Genomic DNA, 20,078 nt, shown 5'->3' on the forward strand with positions numbered 1-20,078 from the left:
GCGCGACCCGGTCAGACGGTTCTCGGATTCGCCGGGTCGGGCCGGGCGTACCGCTTGCGGGACCGCGCGGCCGCCGGATCGAGGCCGCCGAGGATCATGGCCAGTTGGGCCGGGGTGACGACGACTCCGACGCCGCCGGCGGCCGGGAAGGCGAACGTCCCCCGCTCCAGTCGGCGGAGGTACAGGGCGAACCCGTCCCCGGCCCACGCCAGCACCTTGAGCCGGTTCCCCTTGCGGTTCTAAGAAAACCACGAATCACCGAGTCAAGACCTTCGATGCCACGTTCCCTCGGCCAAGTCGGCCGGTTCCACTGTCGTAGAGTGGACGAACCGGCGGCACCCGTCGTGGTCGGCGTCGTCAGTGCGGATGGCGGAGTGCCGCACCCGGAGGGCGTGGCGGAGTTGGTCGAAGAGCTTCGGCGGCGGTTGGGACACGGCGATACCCTCCGGGGGATGGAATGTCCACCGTCCCCTCCGCCGGCCACGAATGCATCCGCGAGCACCGGTCACCCGTCGGCCGGGACGAACCGGCACGCCGTCCGGATTTCGGGGTCGCGGGCGAACGGGTCGATCTCCCCGCCGAGGACGTGGGGGTTGCCGGGGAATCGGAAGTCGGGCTTCGGCCCGGCCGAGTCGTAGACGAGGACTTCCGACGCCCCATCCGGGTAGACCCATCGGCCCGCCGGCCGGTCGAGGGGTGGCCTTGAGGACGAACACGACGCCCGGCCACGCCGGCGGCGGGGCCAACCGCCCCCGTGCCGCCTCGAACTTTCTCACCCGCCGCAGTCGCGACATGCCTACGCTTCACAGTCGAACGCGGGACCGCGGATTATCTCGTGCGGCCCGCCTGGGGGCAATGCCGGCGGGCCCGTGGGCCGGGTCGTAGGTGACCTCGCGGGCAATCCCGCCCCACACGACGAGAACGCCGGCCCCCGTGGGCGGTCCACCAAGCGTGCAGGAACGCCGGCCAGTCGTCGGCCGCCGGCTGTTGGGTGTGCCAGAACGTGCCCCGGTTCGCGAGCAGGCCGAGGACGCTGGCCACGTTGAGGTTGCCGCCGACCGTCTTGACCCAGGACTCGTAACGGCCCCTTCAGGGCCGAAATCGCCTGTCATCCCTTACCCAGGCCTGACAGCCTGGGCTGACAGAACCGACCCTTTCAGGCCGGAAGACCGAGTCTTGGCGAGCGGCCCGGCGTAAGCGAGCCGTGTCTTCGCGCACAGAAGGGCACCTACCTATCTACTTCGCAAAACGGGGACGAAGCGGTACGGGGAAAGTGGCAAGAATTCTAAAATCGGGCGGCGAGGCCCGGATCAGAACCGCGACGGGGGTGATGCCGGACCGGGCTGGGTCCCTTGCCAGCCGACCCACGGACGAGGTCCCGGGCAGTGGCGATGATCGGGCCGTTCAAACGGTCACGTTAAAGCCTTGCGTACGGAAGCCGGAACTGGCGTTCGGCACGGCTTCGAGTACGATCTCATCACCCGAGGAGCCGCCCGATGCCCGACGACCCGCCCACCGACTCCACGCAGGTCCAGGTCGGCCACCCGACCGTCACCGCCCCCGGTCTGCCCACGATCCACGGGTACGACATCCTCCGCGAACTCGGTCGGGGCGGCATGGGCGTCGTCTACGAGGCCCGCCAGACGAAGATCGACCGCATCGTGGCGCTCAAACTCATGCTCAGTGACGACCCGCTGCACAAGGCCCGGTTCCTCGCCGAAGGGCAGGTCATCGCGGCCGTCAAGCACCCGCACGTGGTCGAGGTCTACGACTTCGATGAATGCAACGCCGGTCCGTTCATCGCCATGGAGTATCTGCCCGGCGGTACGCTCTCGGACCGACTCAAGGGCGGCACGGCCTTCCCCCGCGCGAAGCGGCCGAGATGATCGCGAAGATCGCCTCCGGGGGTCGGTGCGGCCCACGACATGGGGATTGTCCACCGTGACCTAAAGCCGGACAACGCCTTGCTCGACGCCCACGGCACGCCGAAGGTGACGGACTTCGGCCTGGCGAAGCGGTCGACGTCCGAGCTGACGCGGACCCAGGACGCGGCCGGGACGCCGGCGTACATGGCCCCGGAGCAGGCGAAGGCGATGAAGTTCGTCGGCCCGGCGGCCGACGTCTGGTCGCTCGGCGTCATGCTCTACGAGGCGCTGACGGGTCAACCGCCCCGGCAGCCCGGTGAGCGGATCGATTACGCCAACTCTGGGAACGCCTGCTGCAGGGCCGACGGGCTGGGCCCGGTGCGGCACGACCACGCCCAGCCCGTCGGCCGCGTCGAGCCGGTACGTCGCTGGGTCGGCCATGGCCCGCAAGAGGGGACCGATCAGGGCCTGCTCGAGCAGGTACGCCGGGTCGAAGGCGGCGGCGTGCGGATGGGCGGCGAGTCGGTCGGCCTTCTTCGAGTGGTATGCGATCCCGTCGCGGTGGTACACCTTCCGGCGGAGGAACCTGGCCACCGCCCAGTGCAGGCGGAAGCTCTCGGCGAACGGGATCATCGGCGGCGGGCTGGCCTAGAGGCGGAGGGTGTCGAACAGGCGGCGGACTGGCGGAACGGGCGGCGGGCCTCGGCGTCCCAGTCGTGCTTGACAATCGGCGGCATCTACTGGTGGTCGCCGACGACCACGACCGGGGCGTCCGCCGCCAGTGGCAGGGTTGCCATCAGGCCTCGGGCAGGTTCATCTGCGACGCCTCGTCGAGGACGAGCAGGTCGCACAACTCGTGTCCCAACAGTTGCTTCGGCCACTTCTGTTTCCGCATGCCGTAGGTGCCGCCGGGCGTGATCCCGATGCCCCCCCCACGGGTGCTCGTACTTCACCCGCTTCCGCTGCTTGGGCAGATACCACGAGTACCCGGTCGGCAGCGACGGGCTGAACCCGCACTCGTCCAGGTAGTGGAGCTTCAGGCGGCCGGTCGAAACTTTTCTTTCAAGTTGGCCAGGCTGATCTTGGCCCGCTCGACCTTCTGGGAGTCTTGCTTGTGGCCGACGGTCTGGGCAGTGCGGCGGTACCCGGCCCTCACGAGGGCGGGGTAGCGACGGGTCCGGCGGTGACCGATGCTGACGTCGGGCCGAGGACGTCGGCCAACTGGCGAGCGGTCCAGGTCCGTTCTTGACCGAGGAGTTCGGAAAGTTTGCCGGTCACCGCCGCCCGCCGGTCGTGATCCGGGGCGGGACCAGGAGCGTTCGGGTAGAACGCCGCCGTGCCGCGTGCGGCGAACCCCTTGAGGGCCGCCCGGACGGTGTGCGGCTGGCGACCCAGGTGGTCGGCGATCTTAAACGGGGCACGACAGGCTGAAGCGATCCCCGTGAAGTGACTAAGATGCCCCGCAGCCTGATGAACGAATCCGCCGGACTCGTCCCAACCTCACCAGAGAAGTCCATGACTCGAATCGTGATCGCCCTGGCCGTAGCCGCCCTCGCCGCCCCGTTGCACGCCCAAGACGTGGACACGCTCACGGCCGGCCGGGTGGTGGTCCTTGGCGACAGCAACACGCAGGCCGGCGGGTACGTCGCGTTCACGACATACTACCTGGAGAAACTCCACCCCGAGAAGTCGTTCGACATCCTCGGCCTAGGACTGGCGAGCGAGACGCTGTCCGGGTTGAGCGAGAACGGGCACGCGGGCGGCAAGTTTCCCCGACCGTGCCTGTTCGAGCGGCTCGGCCGGGTCTTGGACAAAGCCAAGCCGGAGGTCGTGTTTGCCTGCTACGGGATCAACGACGGCATCTACCAGCCCCTCGACACCGCCCGGTCCGCGGCGTTCCAGAAGGGCGTGACCACGCTGATCGAGCAGTGCCAGAAGGCCGGCGTGAAGCGACTGTTCCTCGTTACCCCACCGATCTACGACCACGCCCCGAAGACCGGCGAGGCCGACTACGACGCGGTGATGGCCGCGTACGCCAAGTGGGAGACCGAACTGAAGGCGCCCGGCGTGACCATCATCGACCTGCACACCGCCATGCGAAAGGCGCGGGCCGCCCGGGCCGAGCCGTTCGCGAAGGACAGCGTGCACTACGGGGACGACGGGCACCTGCTCGTGGCCCGGACGATCCTCGCAGCTGTCGGCGTGACGCCCCCCGAGGAGACCGCCGCCACCGTCAAGGCGGACCCGCTGTTCAAGCTCGTCGAGCGGAAGCGGGCGCTGCGGTCGGCCGCGTGGATGAAGCACGTCGGGTACACCCGCGAGACGACGGTCGCGCCGCAACCGCTCGGCACGGCCGAGGCGGACGCCGCCAAGGTCCAAGGGCAGATCGACACCCTGCGCCGGAAGAAGTGAAAGGTTCGTCGCCACCATTCAGGAACGGACATGACCCGCACCATCGCATTCTGCCTGACGGCCGGCGTGCTTTCGGCCTCAGCCATTCGCGCCGACGAAGTCGGCACGATCTCGGAAGCGAAGTCGGACGAGAACGGTTTTTTCGTCCACGCCGTTCGGTCGCCGTATCAAGCCAAGGCCACGCAAATTCGTGTGCTCCTGCCCGACAAACGGGAGAAGGGTAAGACGTTCCCGGTCGTGTACGTGCTGCCGGTCGAGGCGGGGACCGAAGGCCGGTACGGGGACGGGCTGAAGGAGGTTCAAAAGCTCGACCTGCACAACAGACTCGGCGTGATCGCCGTCGCCCCGACGTTTTCCCACCTGCCGTGGTACGCCGACCATCCGACCGATCGGGAAATCCGCCAGGAGACGTACTTCCTCAAGGTCGTCGTCCCGTTCGTCGACAAGGCCTTCCCGGTGCGGGCGACGGCCGAAGGGCGGCTCTTGCTCGGGTTCAGCAAGTCGGGTTGGGGGGCGTGGACGTTGCTCCTGCGGCACCCCGACCAGTTCGGGCGGGCCGCCGCCTGGGACGCCCCACTAATGTTGGACAAGCCAGGGAAGTACGGTAGCGGGGAGGTCTTCGGCACGGCAGACAACTTCGAGGGCTACCGGGTGAGCAAGCTGCTCGAGGCTAACGCAGAAAAGTTCCGGAGCGGGAGGCGGCTGATCTTGCACGGGTACGCGAACTTCCGGGCAGAGCACGAGAAAGCCCACGCCTTGATGGACCGGTTCAAGATCGCCCACGAGTACCGCGACGGCCCGGCCCGCAAGCACGACTGGCACAGCGGGTGGGTCAAGGAAACTCTGGAACAACTGGTCGCGGAATGAGATTGTTCGTCGTCCCGTTCGATCGTGTCAACCTTCTTGCCCGCTAACGCAGGAAGCCGTCATCCGTTCGAATTCGGTCACTTTTCTGCGAAGAGCTCTTTACACAGGCCGCCCAAGAAGTCATTACGCCAGCGACGCGCGAACCGGGTGGCCGGGCCGCGTGTCCCGTTCATTCCGCGAACCAGGAGGCCGCCGTGAAGCTGACGAAGCCGACCGTTGACACTCGACCGATCTCGTCACCGGAGACTTCACACGCATGGCCGCTTCCATCATCCTGGCCGAACTCGCGTACGACACGCCCGACGGCACCCCACTCTTCGCCGACGTCGGCCTGACCTTCGGCCCCGTCCGGACCGGGCTGGTCGGCCGCAACGGCGTGGGCAAGACAACACTCCTCAGACTCATTTCCGGCGAACTCCGCCCTCGCTCCGGGCGTGTTTCCGTGAACGGCCGCGTGGCCGTCCTCCGACAGACCGTTCGGCCCGATCCGGACCAGACAATAGCCGACCGGTTCGGCGTCACTGCGGCCCTCGCGGTCTTGCGCCGCGCCGAACAAGGCGAGGCCAGGGACGACGAACTCAACGACGTGGACTGGGCTCTGGAATCCCGCCTCGCCGCCGCTCTTGGCCGCCTCGGGCTGGACGTCCCGCCGGAAACCCCACTGGCCACCCTGTCCGGCGGCCAACAAACCCGGGCCGGTCTTGCCGCGATCGTGTTCGCCGAGCCCGACTTCCTGCTACTGGACGAGCCGACGAACAACCTCGACCGCGACGGGCGGGCGGCGGTCATGGACTTGCTCGCCGGCTGGCAGTCCGGGGCGATTGTCGTCAGCCACGACCGAGCGTTGCTCGACGCCATGGACGCGATCGTCGAGCTCACAACCCTCGGGGTTACTCGATACGGCGGAAACTGGACCGCCTACCGGGAACTCAAGGCGCAAGAACTGGCGGCGGCACAACGAACCCTGGCGGACGCCGAAAAGCAAGTCGCCGATGCGGCCCGTGGCGCGCAAGCGACGGCCGAGCGGCAAGCCCGCCGGAACGGGGCCGGGCGGAGGAAGGGACTCGGGGGCGGCACGCCCCGGATCGTCCTCGGCCTGATGAAGGACCGGGCCGAGGACGCCACCGGCGGGAATGCACGGCTGGCCGAGCGGTTACGGGAGCAGGCGGCAGCCGCAGCCGCCGCGGCCCGCGAGACGGTCGAAATCCTCCAGCCGCTCACGGTCAAGTTACCGCCGACAAACTTACCAGCCGGAAAGACCGTACTGCGGGTCGAGGGGCTTGTGGCCGGTTACGAACCCGAAAGGCCGCTCATCCGTGACGTGACTTTTGCCATCACCGGACCCGAACGGGTGGCAGTCACGGGTCCGAACGGCTCCGGGAAGACAACGCTGCTGGCTGTTCTCGCCGGACGGCTGGCCCCGTGGTCCGGGACGGCCGAGGTAATGACCCCGTTCACCTTGCTCGACCAGCAGGTGGGCGTCCTGGACCCGGGGCGGTCGGTGCGGGATAACTTCCGCCGCCTGAACCCGGGCGCGGATGAGCAGTCCTGCCGGGCGGCGTTGGCAAAGTTCCTGTTTCGGTCGGAGGCCGCGCTCCAAACGGTGGGGACGCTGAGCGGCGGGGAGCGGTTACGAGCCGGCCTGGCGTGCGTGCTCGGGGCCGTGCCGCCTCCGTTCCTCATCTTGGACGAGCCGACGAACCACCTGGACGTGAATTCGATCGAAGCGGTGGAGGCCGGGCTTCGGGCCTACGACGGGGCGTTACTGGTCGTCAGCCACGACGAGACGTTCCTCCACGGGATCGGGGTCACGAGGAGGATCGAACTGTAGCCGCCACCGACAGCGGCAAAGGGCCGGCGGTGGCAGTGCGACCGACGGCAACCTCGCGAAGAGTGCCGCCGTCGCAAAACGGTCAGACGGTGTGGGCCAGAGGTTTGCCGTGGGGCAGGGAACGGCGGGACCAGTCCTCGAACCGCGTCGGACCGAGCCGCGGGTTGGCGCCGGGGTTCAGGCCGCGGGCGTCGAGCGTCGTGCCGAAGTACCGGGCTTGCGGGTCGCCGACGACCGCCCGCCGGTCGCCGGTCGCGGCCAGGAACCGGCCCACGAACTCGGCCATGGGCAACGACTCCGGCCCGGCCAGTTCGACGATCCCGTTGATGGGCTCTCCCACAACCACGTCGGCCAGCGCCGCAGCCACGTCGTCCGCCGCCAGCGGTTGCATCGGGGCCGCCGGCAGGCGGACCGTGTCCCCGTCCGCCCCGGACCCGGCGATCGCGCCCAGGAACTCGAAGAACTGGGTGGCCCGCACGATCGTGTACGGCGTTCGGCCGGTCGCGATCAACCGTTCTTGCGCGACCTTGGCCCGCAAGTACCCGCTGTCCGGCAGGCGGTCGGCCCCGACGACGGACACGGCGACGTGGTGCCGCACGCCGGCGGCCGCCTCGGCGGCCATCAGATTGCGGGTGGACGTCACGAAGAAGTCCATCACCGCGGCGTCCGCGAACGACGGTGAATTCGTCACGTCCACGACGACGTCCGCCCCCGCCAGAGCCGCGGCCAGCCCCTCGCCGGTCAGGGCGTTGACGCCCGACGACGGCGAAGCCGACGCCGCCTCGTGGCCGCGCTGACGCAGCAGCGGGATCAGTTTCTTTCCGATAAGGCCACTACCGCCGATAACGACGATCTTCATGGTCAGTCTCCTGGTGTGTCGCCCCGCGGGGCGGTTGAAGTGGGAACAATCCGGTGATTACTCTTTCTTCGGCTCGGGGACGGCGATGTCCTTCGCGTCCCGTGGGTGCAGGACGACCGCGATCAGTCGCGTCTTGCCCTTCGCGGCCGGGTTTTTCGACACCCGGTGCAGGCACCCGGTCGGTTCGTAGAACGTCTCGCCCGCCTTCAGCAGCTTCGTCGGCTGGTCGTCCACGCCGAGTTCGTACTCGCCTTCGAGGACGTACACGAACCCCGGCCCCGGGTGGCGGTGCCGCTCGCCGGACTGGCCGGGTTCGATCGTCACCTCCACGACCGTCGCCGTCGCCTCCTTGCCGTCCAGTTTCTCCTTGATGTCCGTGACGGAGAGGACCTTGACCTTCTCCCCGTCCTCATGGCGGTGGGCCGCGGACATCCCGCCCGCCCCCACGACAACGCCGACCGCGACCGCCAACACAATTCGAATCATGGCCAACCTCCTCGCGTGTGGAACCGTTCGACCTCAAGGACGACCGGGCGGCCGATTCTGTGACGGGACTCGTGATCGGAAACTGGCGTCACGTCCTCGGCTGTCTGGATAAGCGTGGCGGGGTAACACCGTGGGGCTATAATCGGCCGCGGGGGCCGTTCGCCGCGGAGGGACCGCCGTGTTTGAGGAACCGACTTCCGCCGTCGTTCAGCGGTACCTGGACGAGTTGGCCGGAGACACGCCCGCCGAACCGGTGGTCAAGGCGTTGCTCGACCGGGCCGTCCGCCGGTTGCACCACCTGTGTGCCGCCCTGCTCCACCGAAGTTACCCGCGGCTCGCCCGCCCGCCGCTGAACCTGCACGCCGACGAGATGCTCGGCGCGGTGGTCGAGCGGCTCCTCAAGGCCCTCCGCCAGGCCCGCCCCGGCACGGTGCGTCAGTTCTTCGCGCTCGCGTGTCAGCACATGCGGTGGGAACTGAATGACCTGGCCCGCCGCTTAGATGGGCAGCCACCCGTCCCGGACGTGGATCACGCGCAGGTGCCCGCCCCGGCCGACAGCGGGTCGGTCCTCTCGCCGGCCGGGCGGCGGATGATCGCCGCCATCGACGCCCTGCCGGACGCCGAGCGGGAGGCGTTCGACCTGGTGCGGATTCAGGGGATGACCCAGCCCGAGGCCGCCGCCGTCCTGGGCGTGTCGGCGATGACCGTCAAGCGGCGGCTGAACAGCGGGCTGCAACTGCTCGCTGACGCACTCGCCGACCTGGACCCGCACGGGATCGACCCCGACCCGCCCTAACCGAAAGGAATTCGCCGTGTCCGCCGACCCTCGCGTGCGAAGTCTAATCGATCGCCTGCTCGACTCCGACGCCACCCCGGAGCAGGTGTGCGCGTCGCACCCGGAACTCCTGCCGGAAGTGCGGACCCGCTGGCAGCGGGTGCGGCGCCTGCGGGGCGACCTGGACGCCCTCTTCCCGCCCGAGGGAGCCAACGGGGCGGCGGACGACGCGGCGCTCCCGCAGGTGCCCGGCCACCGGGTGGAGTGTCTGCTCGGCCGCGGGGGGATGGGGGTGGTGTTCCGGGCGTGGCACCACCGGCTGAACCGGCCGGTGGCCTTGAAGATGATGCTGGCCGGGGCGTACGCCGGCCCGCGGGAACGGGAGCGGTTCCAACGCGAGGCGGAGGCGGTGGCCGGGCTGCGGCACCCGAACGTGGTCCAAGTCCACGACGCGGGGGACGCGGACGGGCGGCCGTACTTCACCATGGAACTCGTGGACGGCGGCAGCCTCGCACAAACGCTCACGGGGGCACCCCTCCCGGTGGAGCGGGCGGCGGACCTGGTGGGCACGCTGGCGGCGGCGGTACAAGTCGCACACGCGGCCGGGGTCGTCCACCGCGACCTGAAGCCGGCCAACGTGCTGCTCGCGGCCGACGGTACGCCGAAGGTGGGCGACTTCGGTCTCGCCCGCCGGCTGTCCGACGAAGCCGGTCTGACCGACACCGGCGCCGCCCTGGGCACGCCGAGTTACATGGCCCCGGAACAGGCCGACGGGGCGGCGGGCGCGGTCGGCCCACCGGCGGACGTGTACTCGCTCGGGGCCATCCTCTACGAACTGCTCACCGGCCGCCCGCCGTTCTGCGGCGTGACCGCCGCCGCGACCGTTCAACAACTCCTTTCCCACGACCCGGCGCCACCTTCGCGCTTGAACCCGTGCGTGCCCCGCGACCTGGAAACGATCTGCTTGAAGTGCCTCCAGAAGTCGCCGCGGCTGCGGTACGGTTCCGCCGGCGACCTGGCCGACGACCTCGGCCGGTTCCGTCGAGGGGAAGCGATCGCCGCCCGGCCGGACGGGCTCGCGCGGCGGTGGGCGAGGCGGGTCCGGCATCGACCCGTCTTGACGATTGCGGTCGCCGGCGTTCTCGTGCTGGCGGCGGCCCTGACCGGCGGTGCGTTGTGGGTCGTTTCCGAACGGGCGGCGGTCGAGCGGGCGGCCGAAGACGACTTGCGCGAGATGGCCCGCCACCGGGAGCAGTCGGGGTGGCCCGAAGCCCGCGCCGCGTTGGGGCGGGCGCTGGCTCGGCTGGGCGGCCACGGGTCGGCCGACCTCCGCCGGCGCCTCGACCGGGCGGACGCGGAGTTGACGTTGATCGCCCGCCTGGACGCCGCCCGCCTGGCTGGCAGTTGGAGCACTGGCGGGAAGCTCGCCCACGCCCGGGCCAACGACGAGTACGAGGCCGCCCTTCGGGACGCCGGGGTGTGGCTGCCCGGCGACAGCCCCGAGACGATCGCCGGCCGCGTCGCGGCGTCGGACGTGTCGGCGGCGCTGGTCAACGCCCTCGACGGCTGGGCGGAGTTGGCGCGGGATGCCAACCAAGTGGAGCAAATCCTCCGGGTCACCCGCCTCGCCGACCCGGACCCGGCCGGCTGGCGGAATCAGGCGCGAAACCCGGCCGTCTGGTCAGACAAGGCAGCCCTCGCCCGCGTTGCCGCCACGGCGCCCGCGGCTGACCCGTGCGTCCCGTTGTTCCTCACGGTAGCCAAGCGGTGTCGGGCGGCCGGGATCGATCCGTCCGAAATGCTCCGGCGGGTTTACCGCACCCAGCCGACCGACTTCTGGTTGAACCTGTGGTTGGCAGAAGACGCCTACCGGGGCCGGCGCTACGCGGAGGCGGTTCGATTCTGTCAGGCGGCCGTCGCCCTCCGGCCGGACGCGGCCGTCGCCCACAACAACCTCGGCCTGTCGCTTTTGGGGAGAGATCCCCGATTCGGCGAGGCCGTCGAATACTTCCAGGACGCGCTCCGACTCGATCCCGAGGCGCACCCGGTGCGGTTGAACCTGGCGAACGCGCTCACAGGTTCCTTGCGGCACGCCGAGGCCATTGAACACACCCGCGTCGCGCTCCGGGTCGAGCCGAACTCCGCCGTGCTTCATGCGATGTTGGCCCGCAACCTGGAAGGCCTGAAGGCGGACGACGAAGCGCTCGCCGAGCACCGCCGGGCAGTCGAGTGCGACGACCGGAACTTCGACGCCCAACAGGGGCTGAGAAATTTCTTCCTCCGACGCGGCCGAGCGGAAGAAGCGAGGGCGGTCTGGAAGAAGGCGCTCGCTCTCAACCCACCAGATCATGCAGCGTGGTACGGGTACGCCGAGTTGTGCCTCTACCTCGGCCGCGAGGACGAGTATCGTGCCGCCCGCCGCGACTTACTCGCACGGTTCGCTGGCGTGACGGGGCCGCTCGTCGCCGAGCGGGTGAGCCGGGCGTGCCTGCTCCTTCCCGTCGAGGGGGACGAAGGTCGGAAAGCCGCCGCCCTGGTCGAACGAGTCGCGGCCGCTGACCACCGGCAGTACGCCGCCTACCTCGCCCACTTCCAATTCTTGCAGGGGCTGGCCGACTACCGTCACGGGCGGTTCGACCGGGCGGCCGCCGCGATGCGGGGGGAGGCGTCGAGAGCGCTCGGCCCTGCCCCGAAGTTGGTCCTCGCGATGGCACTGCACCAGAGCGGACAGGTCGCGGACGCCCGGCAAGCGCTCGCGGCCGCTGTGACCGGTCACGACTGGTCGGCGTCCGCCGTCCGAGACCAGGACGGATGGATCTGCCACGCCCTCCGCCGCGAGGCCGAGACGATGATCCCGGCCGACCCGCCGACGAAGAAGTGATCGGCCGCGCTTCGTCGCGAGCGATGGGGGTATCATCACGTTGGCAGCGTTTACGGACTACCACTTTGCTTGCCCGCCATCTTGCCATTCGGTCGGCCCTTCGCCCCGCCGCGAAGAGGGCCTGCCGTGCGCGTCCCACTCCCCGTCACCGACGGCGTCGTCGAGGCGTTCCCGCAGTGCCCGCACAAGGCGTACTTGCGACTCGCCGGCGTAGCAGGGCAAGCGTCCGACTTCGTCGTCCTCCTACAGGCGTTCGACGCCGAGCCCCAGTCTGGCGATCCGGGCCGCGTGGCTCCGCCGCCATGACGGAACACCGTCCGAGCGACGCTGGCCGGGTTCCACGGGGCCTCTTGAACCGATCCGGACCGGCATTGCGGCGATGGTTCGGGCAAACTGCGGTTGGTGAAAGTACCCCGAGGCCAACGAACCGTCCCGTGGTACGTCCGATAGTCACGATCGTGATGCCTGTCGGAGCCATTACTTCCGATCGAGCACCTTGAGGACGAACGTACCGCTTTGGCCACGGGTTTCCGGGTGGTACATCAGTTCCGCGACGGCGGGGGCGGCCACGAACTCGCCGGGCAGTTCCGCGACGAAGACACAACTGTCCCGGACCGAGTTCGGTGCCTCCTCGTGGTGGTAACAGACCTTCGCGTCCCGGTCTTCGCGGAGGCCGCCGGAACTGCTCACGAGTTTTTCGAACCGCTTGTCCTGCGGGGCGATCGTCTCGCACCCGCCCGGCTTGGGGTTTTCCACCAACAGGTATCGCACCGCGCCGGGGGCCTGGGCCCGGGCGACGACCTCGCTGCGGACGAAACTACCCCTCGGGACGGTGTCGCCGGAGGCCAGCGTCTTCAGCACCGTCCCCTTCTCGTCGACGAGCGCAAACCGCCGCTCGACGACCAGCCCCTGCGCCACCGGGGCGAGGTTGCGGCCGGCCTTCCAATTGCGGAAGACGGCGTGGTACGTCACGCCCTTCATCTCGGTTTCGATCCGCATCTCGGTCTTGCCGGCCGGCAACTGCTCGGCCGGCAAGACCACCTTCGTCGCTAACTTGCCGTCGAACCGGACGGCGTGCGCCCGGCCGCCGATCGTGAGCGCGAGCGGCTTGGCCTTCAACTCGGTCGCGTCCTTCTTGGCGAGGTAGTCGCAAAAGGCGAACAGGATCATCGCCGTGTCCTTCGTGGAGTTCCAGCGGTTGCCCTGCTTGGTCCGGACGAAGAACGTCAGCGTCTGCTCGACGAGGGCCTCGTCCCCGCCCCAGGCGACGAGGGCCTTGAGGGCGGCGGCCGTGACCTCGAACGGGTCGTCGGACCAGCGGCTGTACCCGCCCGTCCGCCAGTGCGCGGCCCCCTTTTCGATCACAGCCCGCTGCTTGAGGGCGTCCGCGAACTGACGGGCCAGCTTCGGCCGGCCGCCGCGGACGGCCATCTCCAGGGCGAACGCGAGGCTGCCGTCGGACAGGGTGCCGGCGGTCGCACGCTCCTCCAGCCACGTCCAGGTGTCGGCCGCCGGGCCCTCCCGCTGCGAGAGGACGTAGAGGCTGTAGACGCGGTCGGCCGCCGCCGCGGGGGTGCGGCGTTTTGGTTGCTCTTGCAAGGCTGTGGGGTCGGCTCTGTAGACGCGGTCGGCCGCCGCCGCGGGGGTGCGGTTGCCGGCGAACCCCTTCAGCGCCTCCCGGCCTTTCTTCAGAACGGCCGGGTCCACCTTGTACCCGGCGTCCTCGGCCAGTTGGAGGCCGTAGAGCGCGTAGGCGGTCATGATGTCGCTGGCGGCCGTGGTCCCCCACCACCCCCAGCCCCCGTCCTTCTGCTGAAGTTCCGTCAGCCGCTTGATCCCGGCCGCTGCCACGCCGGGGAGCTTCTTTTCCAAGTCGGGATCGGGCACGCGAAACTGTTGCAAGATTTGCGCGACCCGGATCGCGGGCAGGAACCGGCTCATCGTTTGCTCGACGCACCCGTAAGGGTACTCGACGAGGTAGCCGAGCGTGTCGGCCAGGTCCGCGGCCAACGACGGCGCGAAGGTAATTTCGAGCTGGCCTTGGCTGGCCGCGTCGAGTTTAGGCAGGTCGAGCGTGACCGGACCGTCGGCGTAGCCAGACAGGGCCACGACCTGTTCGGCCGCGCAGCGGTTGACCGACACGCGCTTCGCGGCCGCGTCCGCCCCGGCCGAACTCTCGGCGGTCATGAGCAGGTTGACCTCGCCGCCGGCGGTCGGCGGGGCGTAAGTCCACCGAATCGGCGCGTTCGACATTGGCTTCAGGGCAGGGCAAACGCACCTAAATCGCCTGAAAAGGTAGTGCTTCGTCCCTCCACTCAGGTCTTGTTCAGCACCAGGTCGACGACCCAGCAGCCCAGAGCGTGTCCGCCGTCACCGCGGCAATGGTTCAACACTTCGGGGTCATCGCAGCCGGCCTCCTCCAGGGCATCTGCCAGCACCGGCAGGCGGTCGAACGCCCTGTCGGCGTAGATGCCATTGGCCAGGGCGACGACGGTGGACGTGAGCCAGGACGGGGGGATCACGGCGTGCCGGCGGTACGGAATCCCGAAGATGCAGTTCAGGACCTCGACCTGACCCTTCCGTCCGATGCTGCCCGCCGTCCACCGCATTGCCATCATCGCCCCGTAATCCGCTTGTGCCCACAACGCCAAGCTCACGGCGGCGGCCCCGGAGGCGTCGTTCGCTGCGTCCTGTCCATCCGGCCAGCCACGCTCCGTGACGGCGGCCGCCGCCCCCTCAATCTCCATCGCCTCGGCCGACGAGATCAGCTTGTCGGCGTACCGCTCGGCGGCCTCCACTGCCGCTCGGCTCCGCTCGTCCGCCAGGAGCGGCCACACCCGCCGGCAGAAGGCAGCGGCGGCGAGCCGCCACTTACGGCCGCTAACGCCATTCCTCGGCAGCGCCTGGAGGACGGCCTCCGGATCGAGGGTGGCCAGCCATTCTTCTTTGGTCATCGTGCGGCGTCCGATTCACCGGCCCCAGCCGAGGGCGAGAGAGTCAACTTCAGTGTGGCCGCCAGCAACCTCCGGGGCAAGCCAGGGCATGGGCCTGGTAGTCACCCTCACCGGGGATGTGGGCGGCGTGGTCGTCAGGAGGTACACCCAGAGGCAGCTACGGAGGGCTGCCATGCCGACGAAGGACGTGTCGATCGCCCGGTACTTCACCGACCTGCCCGACCCTCGGATGGACCGGACGAAGAAGCACACCCTGGGCGACATCCTGGTGATCGCGCTGTGTGCGGTGGTGTGCGGGGCCGACTCATGGGAGGAGGTGGAGGCGTTCGGGGAAGCCAAGCGCGACTGGCTCGGGAAGTTCCTGACCCTGCCGAATGGCATCCCCAGCCACGACACGTTCGGCCGGGTGTTCGCCCGGCTCGACCCGAATCGGTTCGGCGAGTGCGTGGCCGGGTGGATGGCGGCGGTGTGTGAGGTGGCCAGGCTGAAGCACATCGCAATTGACGGCAAGGCGTGCCGGTCCGCCCCCCGGAACACGTTCAGCGGGTGCCTCCACCTCGTGAGCGCGTGGGCGGCCGAGAACCGGCTGATCCTCGGGCAAGCAGGCGTGGCCGACGGGTCGCACGAGATCGCCGCCATCCCCGAGCTGCTCCGCGTGCTCGACCTGAAGGGCGCGCTGGTGACGCTCGACGCGGCCGGCTGCCAGAAGGAGATCGCCAAGCAGATCCGCAAGAACGGTGGACACTACCTGCTGTCGGTGAAGGGGAACCAGCCGGCCCTCCACGACGCCGTGTTCGGGGTGTTCGACCGGGCGTGCGAAACCGACTTCGCCGGGGTGAAGCACGACGGGCACGAAGCGGTCGAGGATGGCCATGGGCGGCACGAGGAGCGGTACGTCACCGCCATCTACGACCCGCCAGGGCTACCACCCGAGTGGCCGGATGTGGCAGCGGTGGTGCTCGTCGGTCGGGAGCGCGAGGTGAAGGGGAAACGTACCGACACCGCCCATTACTACATCACGAGCTTGAAGGGGACTGCGGCCGAGCTGGGGCGATTGATCCGCCGGCACTGGGCGGTGGAGAACGAGTTGCACTGGTGCCTGGACGTGGCGTTCAGAGAGGACGCGAACAAGACGGCGGCCGGGCACGCCGGAACCAACCTCGGGTTGGTGCGACGGGTGGCGGCCTCGCTCCTCAAGCAAGACCCGGGCAAAGGCAGCATCAAAGGGAAGCGGTTCAAAGCCGCCCTTGATGAGGGCTACCTGTTGCAGGTCTTACAGGGATTCCTTGAGGATTAGATGCGTTCGCCCTGGGCTTCAGGGTGACGGCCACCTCCGCCGGGGTGAGGATCGTCCCGCCGTCGGCCTTCAACTTCACACGGATGGTCTGGGTCTCGCCGGTGCGGTTGTGGACGCTGGCGAAGACCTCGCCCGAGTCGCCGGCGGTGAAGCACCGCGGCAGCATCGGCCAGACCATGATCGGCTGGAACGTGTGGATCGACGCCTTCGCCCCGCCAACGTGCATCCGCGGCGACACGGCTGTGACCACGACCTGCCACCGAGTCAGGGTGTCCGGCAGCTTGACGGTGACGGTCGCGTGGCCGGTCGCGTCGGTGCGGACGGCGGCGTTCCAGTACGCGGTGTCGGAGAAGTTCCGCCGCACGGCGGCCGCCGCGACCAGGTCGGGCAGCGGCCGGTCGTCTTCCGCGTCCGGCGCGGCCGCGATCGGCAGCGCGTTCGACAGGGCCAACGCCGTGAAGGTTGGTGGCTTGGGCGGCGCCGGCGCGCCCGCGCCGCCAAGACCGCCGATTCCGCCGATCCCACCTCCTCCGATCCCGCCCGCGAACCCGCCGCCGAACCCGCCGAGGCCGCCACCGAGGCCGCCGCCGCCGATTCCGCCTCCGACGATCCGCCCGGCAGGAGGCTTCGGCTTGTTCCAGAGGTAGCCGTCGCCGTCGTCCCAGCCGTAGACCGGGTGCCAGCGGTGCGACGCCGGTGGGACGTGCTGCGAGAAGACTTCTTGCAACAGCAGCGTGTTCCCGACGAACTGGATTTCGAGCCGCTTTTGCTTCGGGTCGAGACCGAAGAGGTCGGCCAGCGGTGCGTCTCGGCCGGGCAGCCCCTCGTACCAGTTGGCGGTCGAGCCGTTGGCCTCCTTCGAACAGTAGACGTCCACCCCGGCGAGCCGGAGCAGATGGGCCACGTCGCGGGTCGTCAGTTGCTTGCGCTGGTAATTGTCCGCGAGGGTGGACCACTCGCCTCGGCGTTCGACGGACAAGTTGCTCGTTCGCAACGACGCCCGGACCCGTTCGACGAGGGCGTCGATCCGCACGTCGCCCAGCCGCCGGCGGAGGAGGACGAGGTCGAGCCGGTTCGCGATCCGGTCGTCGGCGTAGTAGTAGTTGCGAACGTCCGGCGCGGCGTCCGCCTCGATGGCCAGCAAGGACGAGTCGTAGACCGAGGCGATCAAGTCGATCGGCTCCTGGCGGTCCACCTGGAAGTCCAACCGCACGAGCGACCCGGGGGCGACGCGGTCGAGCGACGTGACGTTCACCTTGAGCAAGCGGTCGGTCGGCGTCACGCGGGCGAACGTGTGGGCCTGCCGGCTAGTGGTGTCGTCCTCCGGGTAGAGCACGTCGAGGGCGCACCCGTACTTCAACCCCGGCGGGAGCAACTCGTGCAGTCGGTAGAGGCCGTCGCGAAAGGCGATCGGCTTCGCGAAGTGGATGCCGCCGCTGTCCCGCAGGGTGAGCAGCGCCTTCGCGTCCGCGTACCGGCTGCGGATCGTGCCGGTCACCACCGGATCAACTACCGGCACGTGATCGACTGGCTGGTCCGCAAGCCGGGGGCGTTCGCGGGGTACCGGTACCGCGAGGAACTGTTCCCGACGACCACGTTCCGCATCGCGTACGACGTGCTGCGGTCGCACCTGCCGGCGCGGGCGGACCGCGAGTACCTGCGCCTCCTGCACGCCGCGGCGCGTGACGGCGGGGCGGCACTGGAAGCGGCGATCCGCGCCGTGCTCGATGGCGACGGGACGCCGGCGGCCGACGCGGTGTCGGATCGGATGCGTGCGTTGTCGATCCCCCCGACGGTACCGGTCGTCGCCGTCGGCCCCGTGGGCCTGCGTGTGTACGACCAACTCCTGAGTGCCACGGAGGGCACGACCCATGTCGAAGACGAACGAGACCGAGGCGGTGACCGGGAACCTGAAGGAACTGGGCCTGCCGACGATGCGTCGGACGTTCGCGGCGGCGGCCGTCGCGGCCCGGGCGAACGAGCAAACGTTCGAGCAGTACCTGCTGGGCCTGAGCGAGGCCGAACTGAGCCACCGCCGGGAGAACCGGATCGGCCGGCTGCTGCGGGCGTCGAAGCTACCCCTGGAGAAGAGCTGGGCGGCTCTGGACACGAAGCGGCTGCCGACGAAAGTGGTGCACCAGGCGAAGGCGCTGCTGGACGGCGGGTTCGTGGACCGGCGCGAGAACGTGCTGGTGTTCGGGCCGCCGGGTTCGGGGAAGACGCACCTCCTCTGCGCGGTGGCGCAGGAACTGGTGCGGTCGGGGCGGAAGGTGCTGTCCACGACGTGCAACCTGCTGGTCCAGGAACTGCTGCTGGCGAAGCGGGAGCTGAAGCTGCCGAAGGCGTTGAAGCGGTTGGGCGGTTACCCGGTGTTGATGGTGGACGATCTGGGTTACGTGCAGCAGAGCCGGGAGGAGATGGAGGTGCTGTTCACCTTGTTGGCGGAGCGGTACGAGCGCGGGAGCGTGCTGCTGACGAGCAACCTGGCGTTCTCGGGTTGGGAGGCGATCTTCAAGGATCCAATGACGACCGCGGCGGCCATCGACCGATTAGTACACCACAGCGTGATCGTCGAGCTGAACGTGCCGAGCTACCGGGCCGAGCAGGCCAAGAGCCGGCGAGCGAAGGGGACCGACGAGACGACGGCATGACGAGTGCCGATGTGATGCTCAAGCGGGAAGTGTAACTGTCGCCAAGCGGGAAGCATAACTGTCGCCAATCACGGTCGCCGCGTTCGCAACGTCCGGCCTGTCCGTCCGGGCATTTTGTGCGGCCCGCGGCCTCCCTGAGAAGCGGTTCTGCACGTGGCGGAAGGCCCTCGGCCTGAGTCCCGTCGGACGCCCGGCCGGTCGTCCGACGCCCGCCCCGCCGGCGGGTTCGTCCCCGTCCGGGTGGTGTCCGACGCGGCGGCCGAGGTCGTCCGGCCCGGCGGGGTCGTCCTCCGCGTCCCGATCACGGCCGACCCGGCCCACGTCGTCCGGCTGGTCGCCGCGATCCGGGGGGCGACGTGCTGACCCTCGGCGCGACCGGGGCCATCTACCTGGCCGTGGAACCCCAAGACGGACGGAAGGGGATTGACGGCCTCGCCGGGGTGGTGGCCGCGGCCCTCGGTCGCGACCCGGCGTCGGGTGACCTGTTCGTCTCTTAGGCCGGGAAGGTCGCCGTGTTCGGCATCCTGGAGCGATCCGTGGGCGAGGTCCGGCTCAGGATAGATCGTCCAACGCCAACCGGAGCGTGGTGCGGGAGCAGAAACGTACAGTGGGCAGCGAATCCGGCCCGGCCCGGTGTCAGCGGTTCACCCCAGGCAGCGGGGCGTGGTACGCCGTCTCGTACTCGGCGTGTAATCGCCGCACGAGGGCGTCGAAGTCCGGGGCGGCCCGGTACTCCTGACCGATCCGGCGGCACAAGTCGTGGGCCACCTTCTCCTCGCCCGTCCGGCCCCGGCAGTGCCGGTTGAGGTGATCCCGAATCGTCGGTCGGTGCCGGTTCAACTCCCACTTCCGCCTCGCCGCGGCGGACAACTCCAACCGACCGGCGGCCACGTCGGCCAGGATGACGTCGTTGACGGCCATCAACTCCTGGAGGCTCTGGAATTCGGCCTCCAAGCGGTCGCCGCACGCCTCGGCGGCCCTCAGGTCGTTCTCCAGCCGGCCGACCTCCCACACGTCCAGGCCCAGCGACTCGGCCAGTACCGGGTCGGCGTAAGCCGTGCCGGCCAAGATCAGGACGGTGATCGGGAGGGCGGCCGACAGCACGCGGGCGTTGCGGATGCGGGTCACGACGGGATTCTCAACGAAGGGTCGGGCGGGATCGGGTTCACACGAACCCCGCCGCGGGGCCGGAACGGCCCC

The 20,078-nt window shown here is 69.4% G+C and carries 17 protein-coding genes and 2 pseudogenes; 12 read left to right on the top strand and 7 right to left on the bottom strand.

The window, feature by feature from the left end; all coding sequences use genetic code 11:
• Positions 1-11: 11 nt before the first annotated feature.
• Positions 12-227 (bottom strand): annotated as a pseudogene (gene tnpB, locus PX52LOC_RS16015) (IS66 family insertion sequence element accessory protein TnpB); the annotation flags it as partial.
• 48 nt (positions 228-275) lie between these two features.
• Here tnpB (PX52LOC_RS16015) and PX52LOC_RS40560 point away from each other — a divergent pair.
• The 5 genes and pseudogenes from PX52LOC_RS40560 (at position 276) to PX52LOC_RS16040 (ending at position 6,975) form a co-directional block, all read left to right on the top strand.
• The gene (locus tag PX52LOC_RS40560) at positions 276-638 is read left to right on the top strand and encodes a hypothetical protein (protein ID WP_168219029.1); all 363 of its coding nucleotides are present in this window, start codon (positions 276-278) and stop codon (positions 636-638) included.
• Positions 639-1,616: 978 nt separating this feature from the next.
• Positions 1,617-2,117, top strand: a pseudogene (locus PX52LOC_RS42570) (serine/threonine-protein kinase); the annotation flags it as partial.
• 1,263 nt (positions 2,118-3,380) lie between these two features.
• Entirely contained in the window at positions 3,381-4,277 is an 897-nt protein-coding gene (locus PX52LOC_RS16030) for an SGNH/GDSL hydrolase family protein (RefSeq protein WP_149111061.1), read from the top strand.
• 30 nt (positions 4,278-4,307) lie between these two features.
• Complete coding sequence (locus PX52LOC_RS16035) at positions 4,308-5,144, top strand: alpha/beta hydrolase-fold protein (RefSeq protein ID WP_149111062.1); 837 nt, start codon at positions 4,308-4,310, stop codon at positions 5,142-5,144.
• Positions 5,145-5,400: 256 nt separating this feature from the next.
• Complete coding sequence (locus tag PX52LOC_RS16040; RefSeq protein ID WP_149111063.1) at positions 5,401-6,975, top strand: ABC-F family ATP-binding cassette domain-containing protein; 1,575 nt, start codon at positions 5,401-5,403, stop codon at positions 6,973-6,975.
• Between the two features lie 82 nt (positions 6,976-7,057).
• Here PX52LOC_RS16040 and PX52LOC_RS16045 read toward each other — a convergent pair whose 3' ends face one another.
• Both PX52LOC_RS16045 and PX52LOC_RS16050 read right to left on the bottom strand, forming a co-directional pair.
• Positions 7,058-7,834, bottom strand: a complete 777-nt coding sequence (locus tag PX52LOC_RS16045) for an SDR family oxidoreductase (protein ID WP_149111064.1) — start codon at positions 7,832-7,834, stop codon at positions 7,058-7,060.
• A 57-nt stretch (positions 7,835-7,891) separates the two neighbouring features.
• Complete coding sequence (locus PX52LOC_RS16050; RefSeq protein WP_149111065.1) at positions 7,892-8,320, bottom strand: cupin domain-containing protein; 429 nt, start codon at positions 8,318-8,320, stop codon at positions 7,892-7,894.
• Positions 8,321-8,498: 178 nt separating this feature from the next.
• Between PX52LOC_RS16050 and PX52LOC_RS16055 the strand changes: the two genes are divergently transcribed.
• The 3 genes from PX52LOC_RS16055 to PX52LOC_RS16065 all read left to right on the top strand — a co-directional run bounded on the left by PX52LOC_RS16055 (position 8,499) and on the right by PX52LOC_RS16065 (position 12,282).
• Positions 8,499-9,116, top strand: a complete 618-nt coding sequence (locus PX52LOC_RS16055; RefSeq protein WP_149111066.1) for a sigma-70 family RNA polymerase sigma factor — start codon at positions 8,499-8,501, stop codon at positions 9,114-9,116.
• A 16-nt stretch (positions 9,117-9,132) separates the two neighbouring features.
• The gene (locus tag PX52LOC_RS16060; RefSeq protein WP_149111067.1) at positions 9,133-11,976 is read left to right on the top strand and encodes a protein kinase domain-containing protein; all 2,844 of its coding nucleotides are present in this window, start codon (positions 9,133-9,135) and stop codon (positions 11,974-11,976) included.
• Between the two features lie 126 nt (positions 11,977-12,102).
• Positions 12,103-12,282, top strand: a complete 180-nt coding sequence (locus PX52LOC_RS16065) for a hypothetical protein (RefSeq protein WP_149111068.1) — start codon at positions 12,103-12,105, stop codon at positions 12,280-12,282.
• Positions 12,283-12,453: 171 nt separating this feature from the next.
• Here the strand turns inward: PX52LOC_RS16065 and PX52LOC_RS16070 are convergent, their stop codons facing one another.
• Both PX52LOC_RS16070 and PX52LOC_RS42575 read right to left on the bottom strand, forming a co-directional pair.
• On the bottom strand, positions 12,454-14,229 hold the full coding sequence (locus tag PX52LOC_RS16070) for an alpha-2-macroglobulin family protein (RefSeq protein WP_149111069.1): 1,776 nt from the start codon (positions 14,227-14,229) through the stop codon (positions 12,454-12,456).
• Between the two features lie 62 nt (positions 14,230-14,291).
• Entirely contained in the window at positions 14,292-14,930 is a 639-nt protein-coding gene (locus tag PX52LOC_RS42575; RefSeq protein WP_246173547.1) for a hypothetical protein, read from the bottom strand.
• 172 nt (positions 14,931-15,102) lie between these two features.
• On the opposite strand from PX52LOC_RS42575, the gene PX52LOC_RS16080 reads away from it, so the two are divergent.
• The gene (locus tag PX52LOC_RS16080) at positions 15,103-16,227 is read left to right on the top strand and encodes an ISAs1 family transposase (protein ID WP_149108794.1); all 1,125 of its coding nucleotides are present in this window, start codon (positions 15,103-15,105) and stop codon (positions 16,225-16,227) included.
• On the opposite strand, the gene PX52LOC_RS40565 is transcribed toward PX52LOC_RS16080, so the two are convergent.
• Positions 16,166-18,100: an alpha-2-macroglobulin family protein gene (locus tag PX52LOC_RS40565; RefSeq protein ID WP_168219030.1), complete on the bottom strand. Its 1,935-nt coding sequence runs from the start codon at positions 18,098-18,100 to the stop codon at positions 16,166-16,168. The genes PX52LOC_RS16080 and PX52LOC_RS40565 overlap by 62 nt on opposite strands.
• On the opposite strand from PX52LOC_RS40565, the gene istB reads away from it, so the two are divergent.
• From istB to tnpB (PX52LOC_RS16110), 3 genes are all read left to right on the top strand, one after another.
• On the top strand, positions 18,099-18,878 hold the full coding sequence (gene istB, locus PX52LOC_RS16100) for an IS21-like element helper ATPase IstB (RefSeq protein WP_149109223.1): 780 nt from the start codon (positions 18,099-18,101) through the stop codon (positions 18,876-18,878). The genes PX52LOC_RS40565 and istB overlap by 2 nt on opposite strands.
• Before the next feature lie 153 nt (positions 18,879-19,031).
• Positions 19,032-19,241: a hypothetical protein gene (locus PX52LOC_RS16105; protein ID WP_149111070.1), complete on the top strand. Its 210-nt coding sequence runs from the start codon at positions 19,032-19,034 to the stop codon at positions 19,239-19,241.
• Positions 19,235-19,375, top strand: coding sequence for an IS66 family insertion sequence element accessory protein TnpB (tnpB, locus tag PX52LOC_RS16110; protein WP_149111071.1), 141 nt, complete (start codon positions 19,235-19,237; stop codon positions 19,373-19,375). Before PX52LOC_RS16105 ends, tnpB (PX52LOC_RS16110) begins: the two co-directional genes overlap by 7 nt.
• A 139-nt stretch (positions 19,376-19,514) precedes the next feature.
• On the opposite strand, the gene PX52LOC_RS16115 is transcribed toward tnpB (PX52LOC_RS16110), so the two are convergent.
• Positions 19,515-20,006, bottom strand: coding sequence for a hypothetical protein (locus PX52LOC_RS16115; protein WP_149111072.1), 492 nt, complete (start codon positions 20,004-20,006; stop codon positions 19,515-19,517).
• Between the last annotated feature and the right edge of the window lie 72 nt (positions 20,007-20,078).

Source organism: Limnoglobus roseus (assembly GCF_008254045.1).
Classification (GTDB): domain Bacteria; phylum Planctomycetota; class Planctomycetia; order Gemmatales; family Gemmataceae; genus Limnoglobus; species Limnoglobus roseus.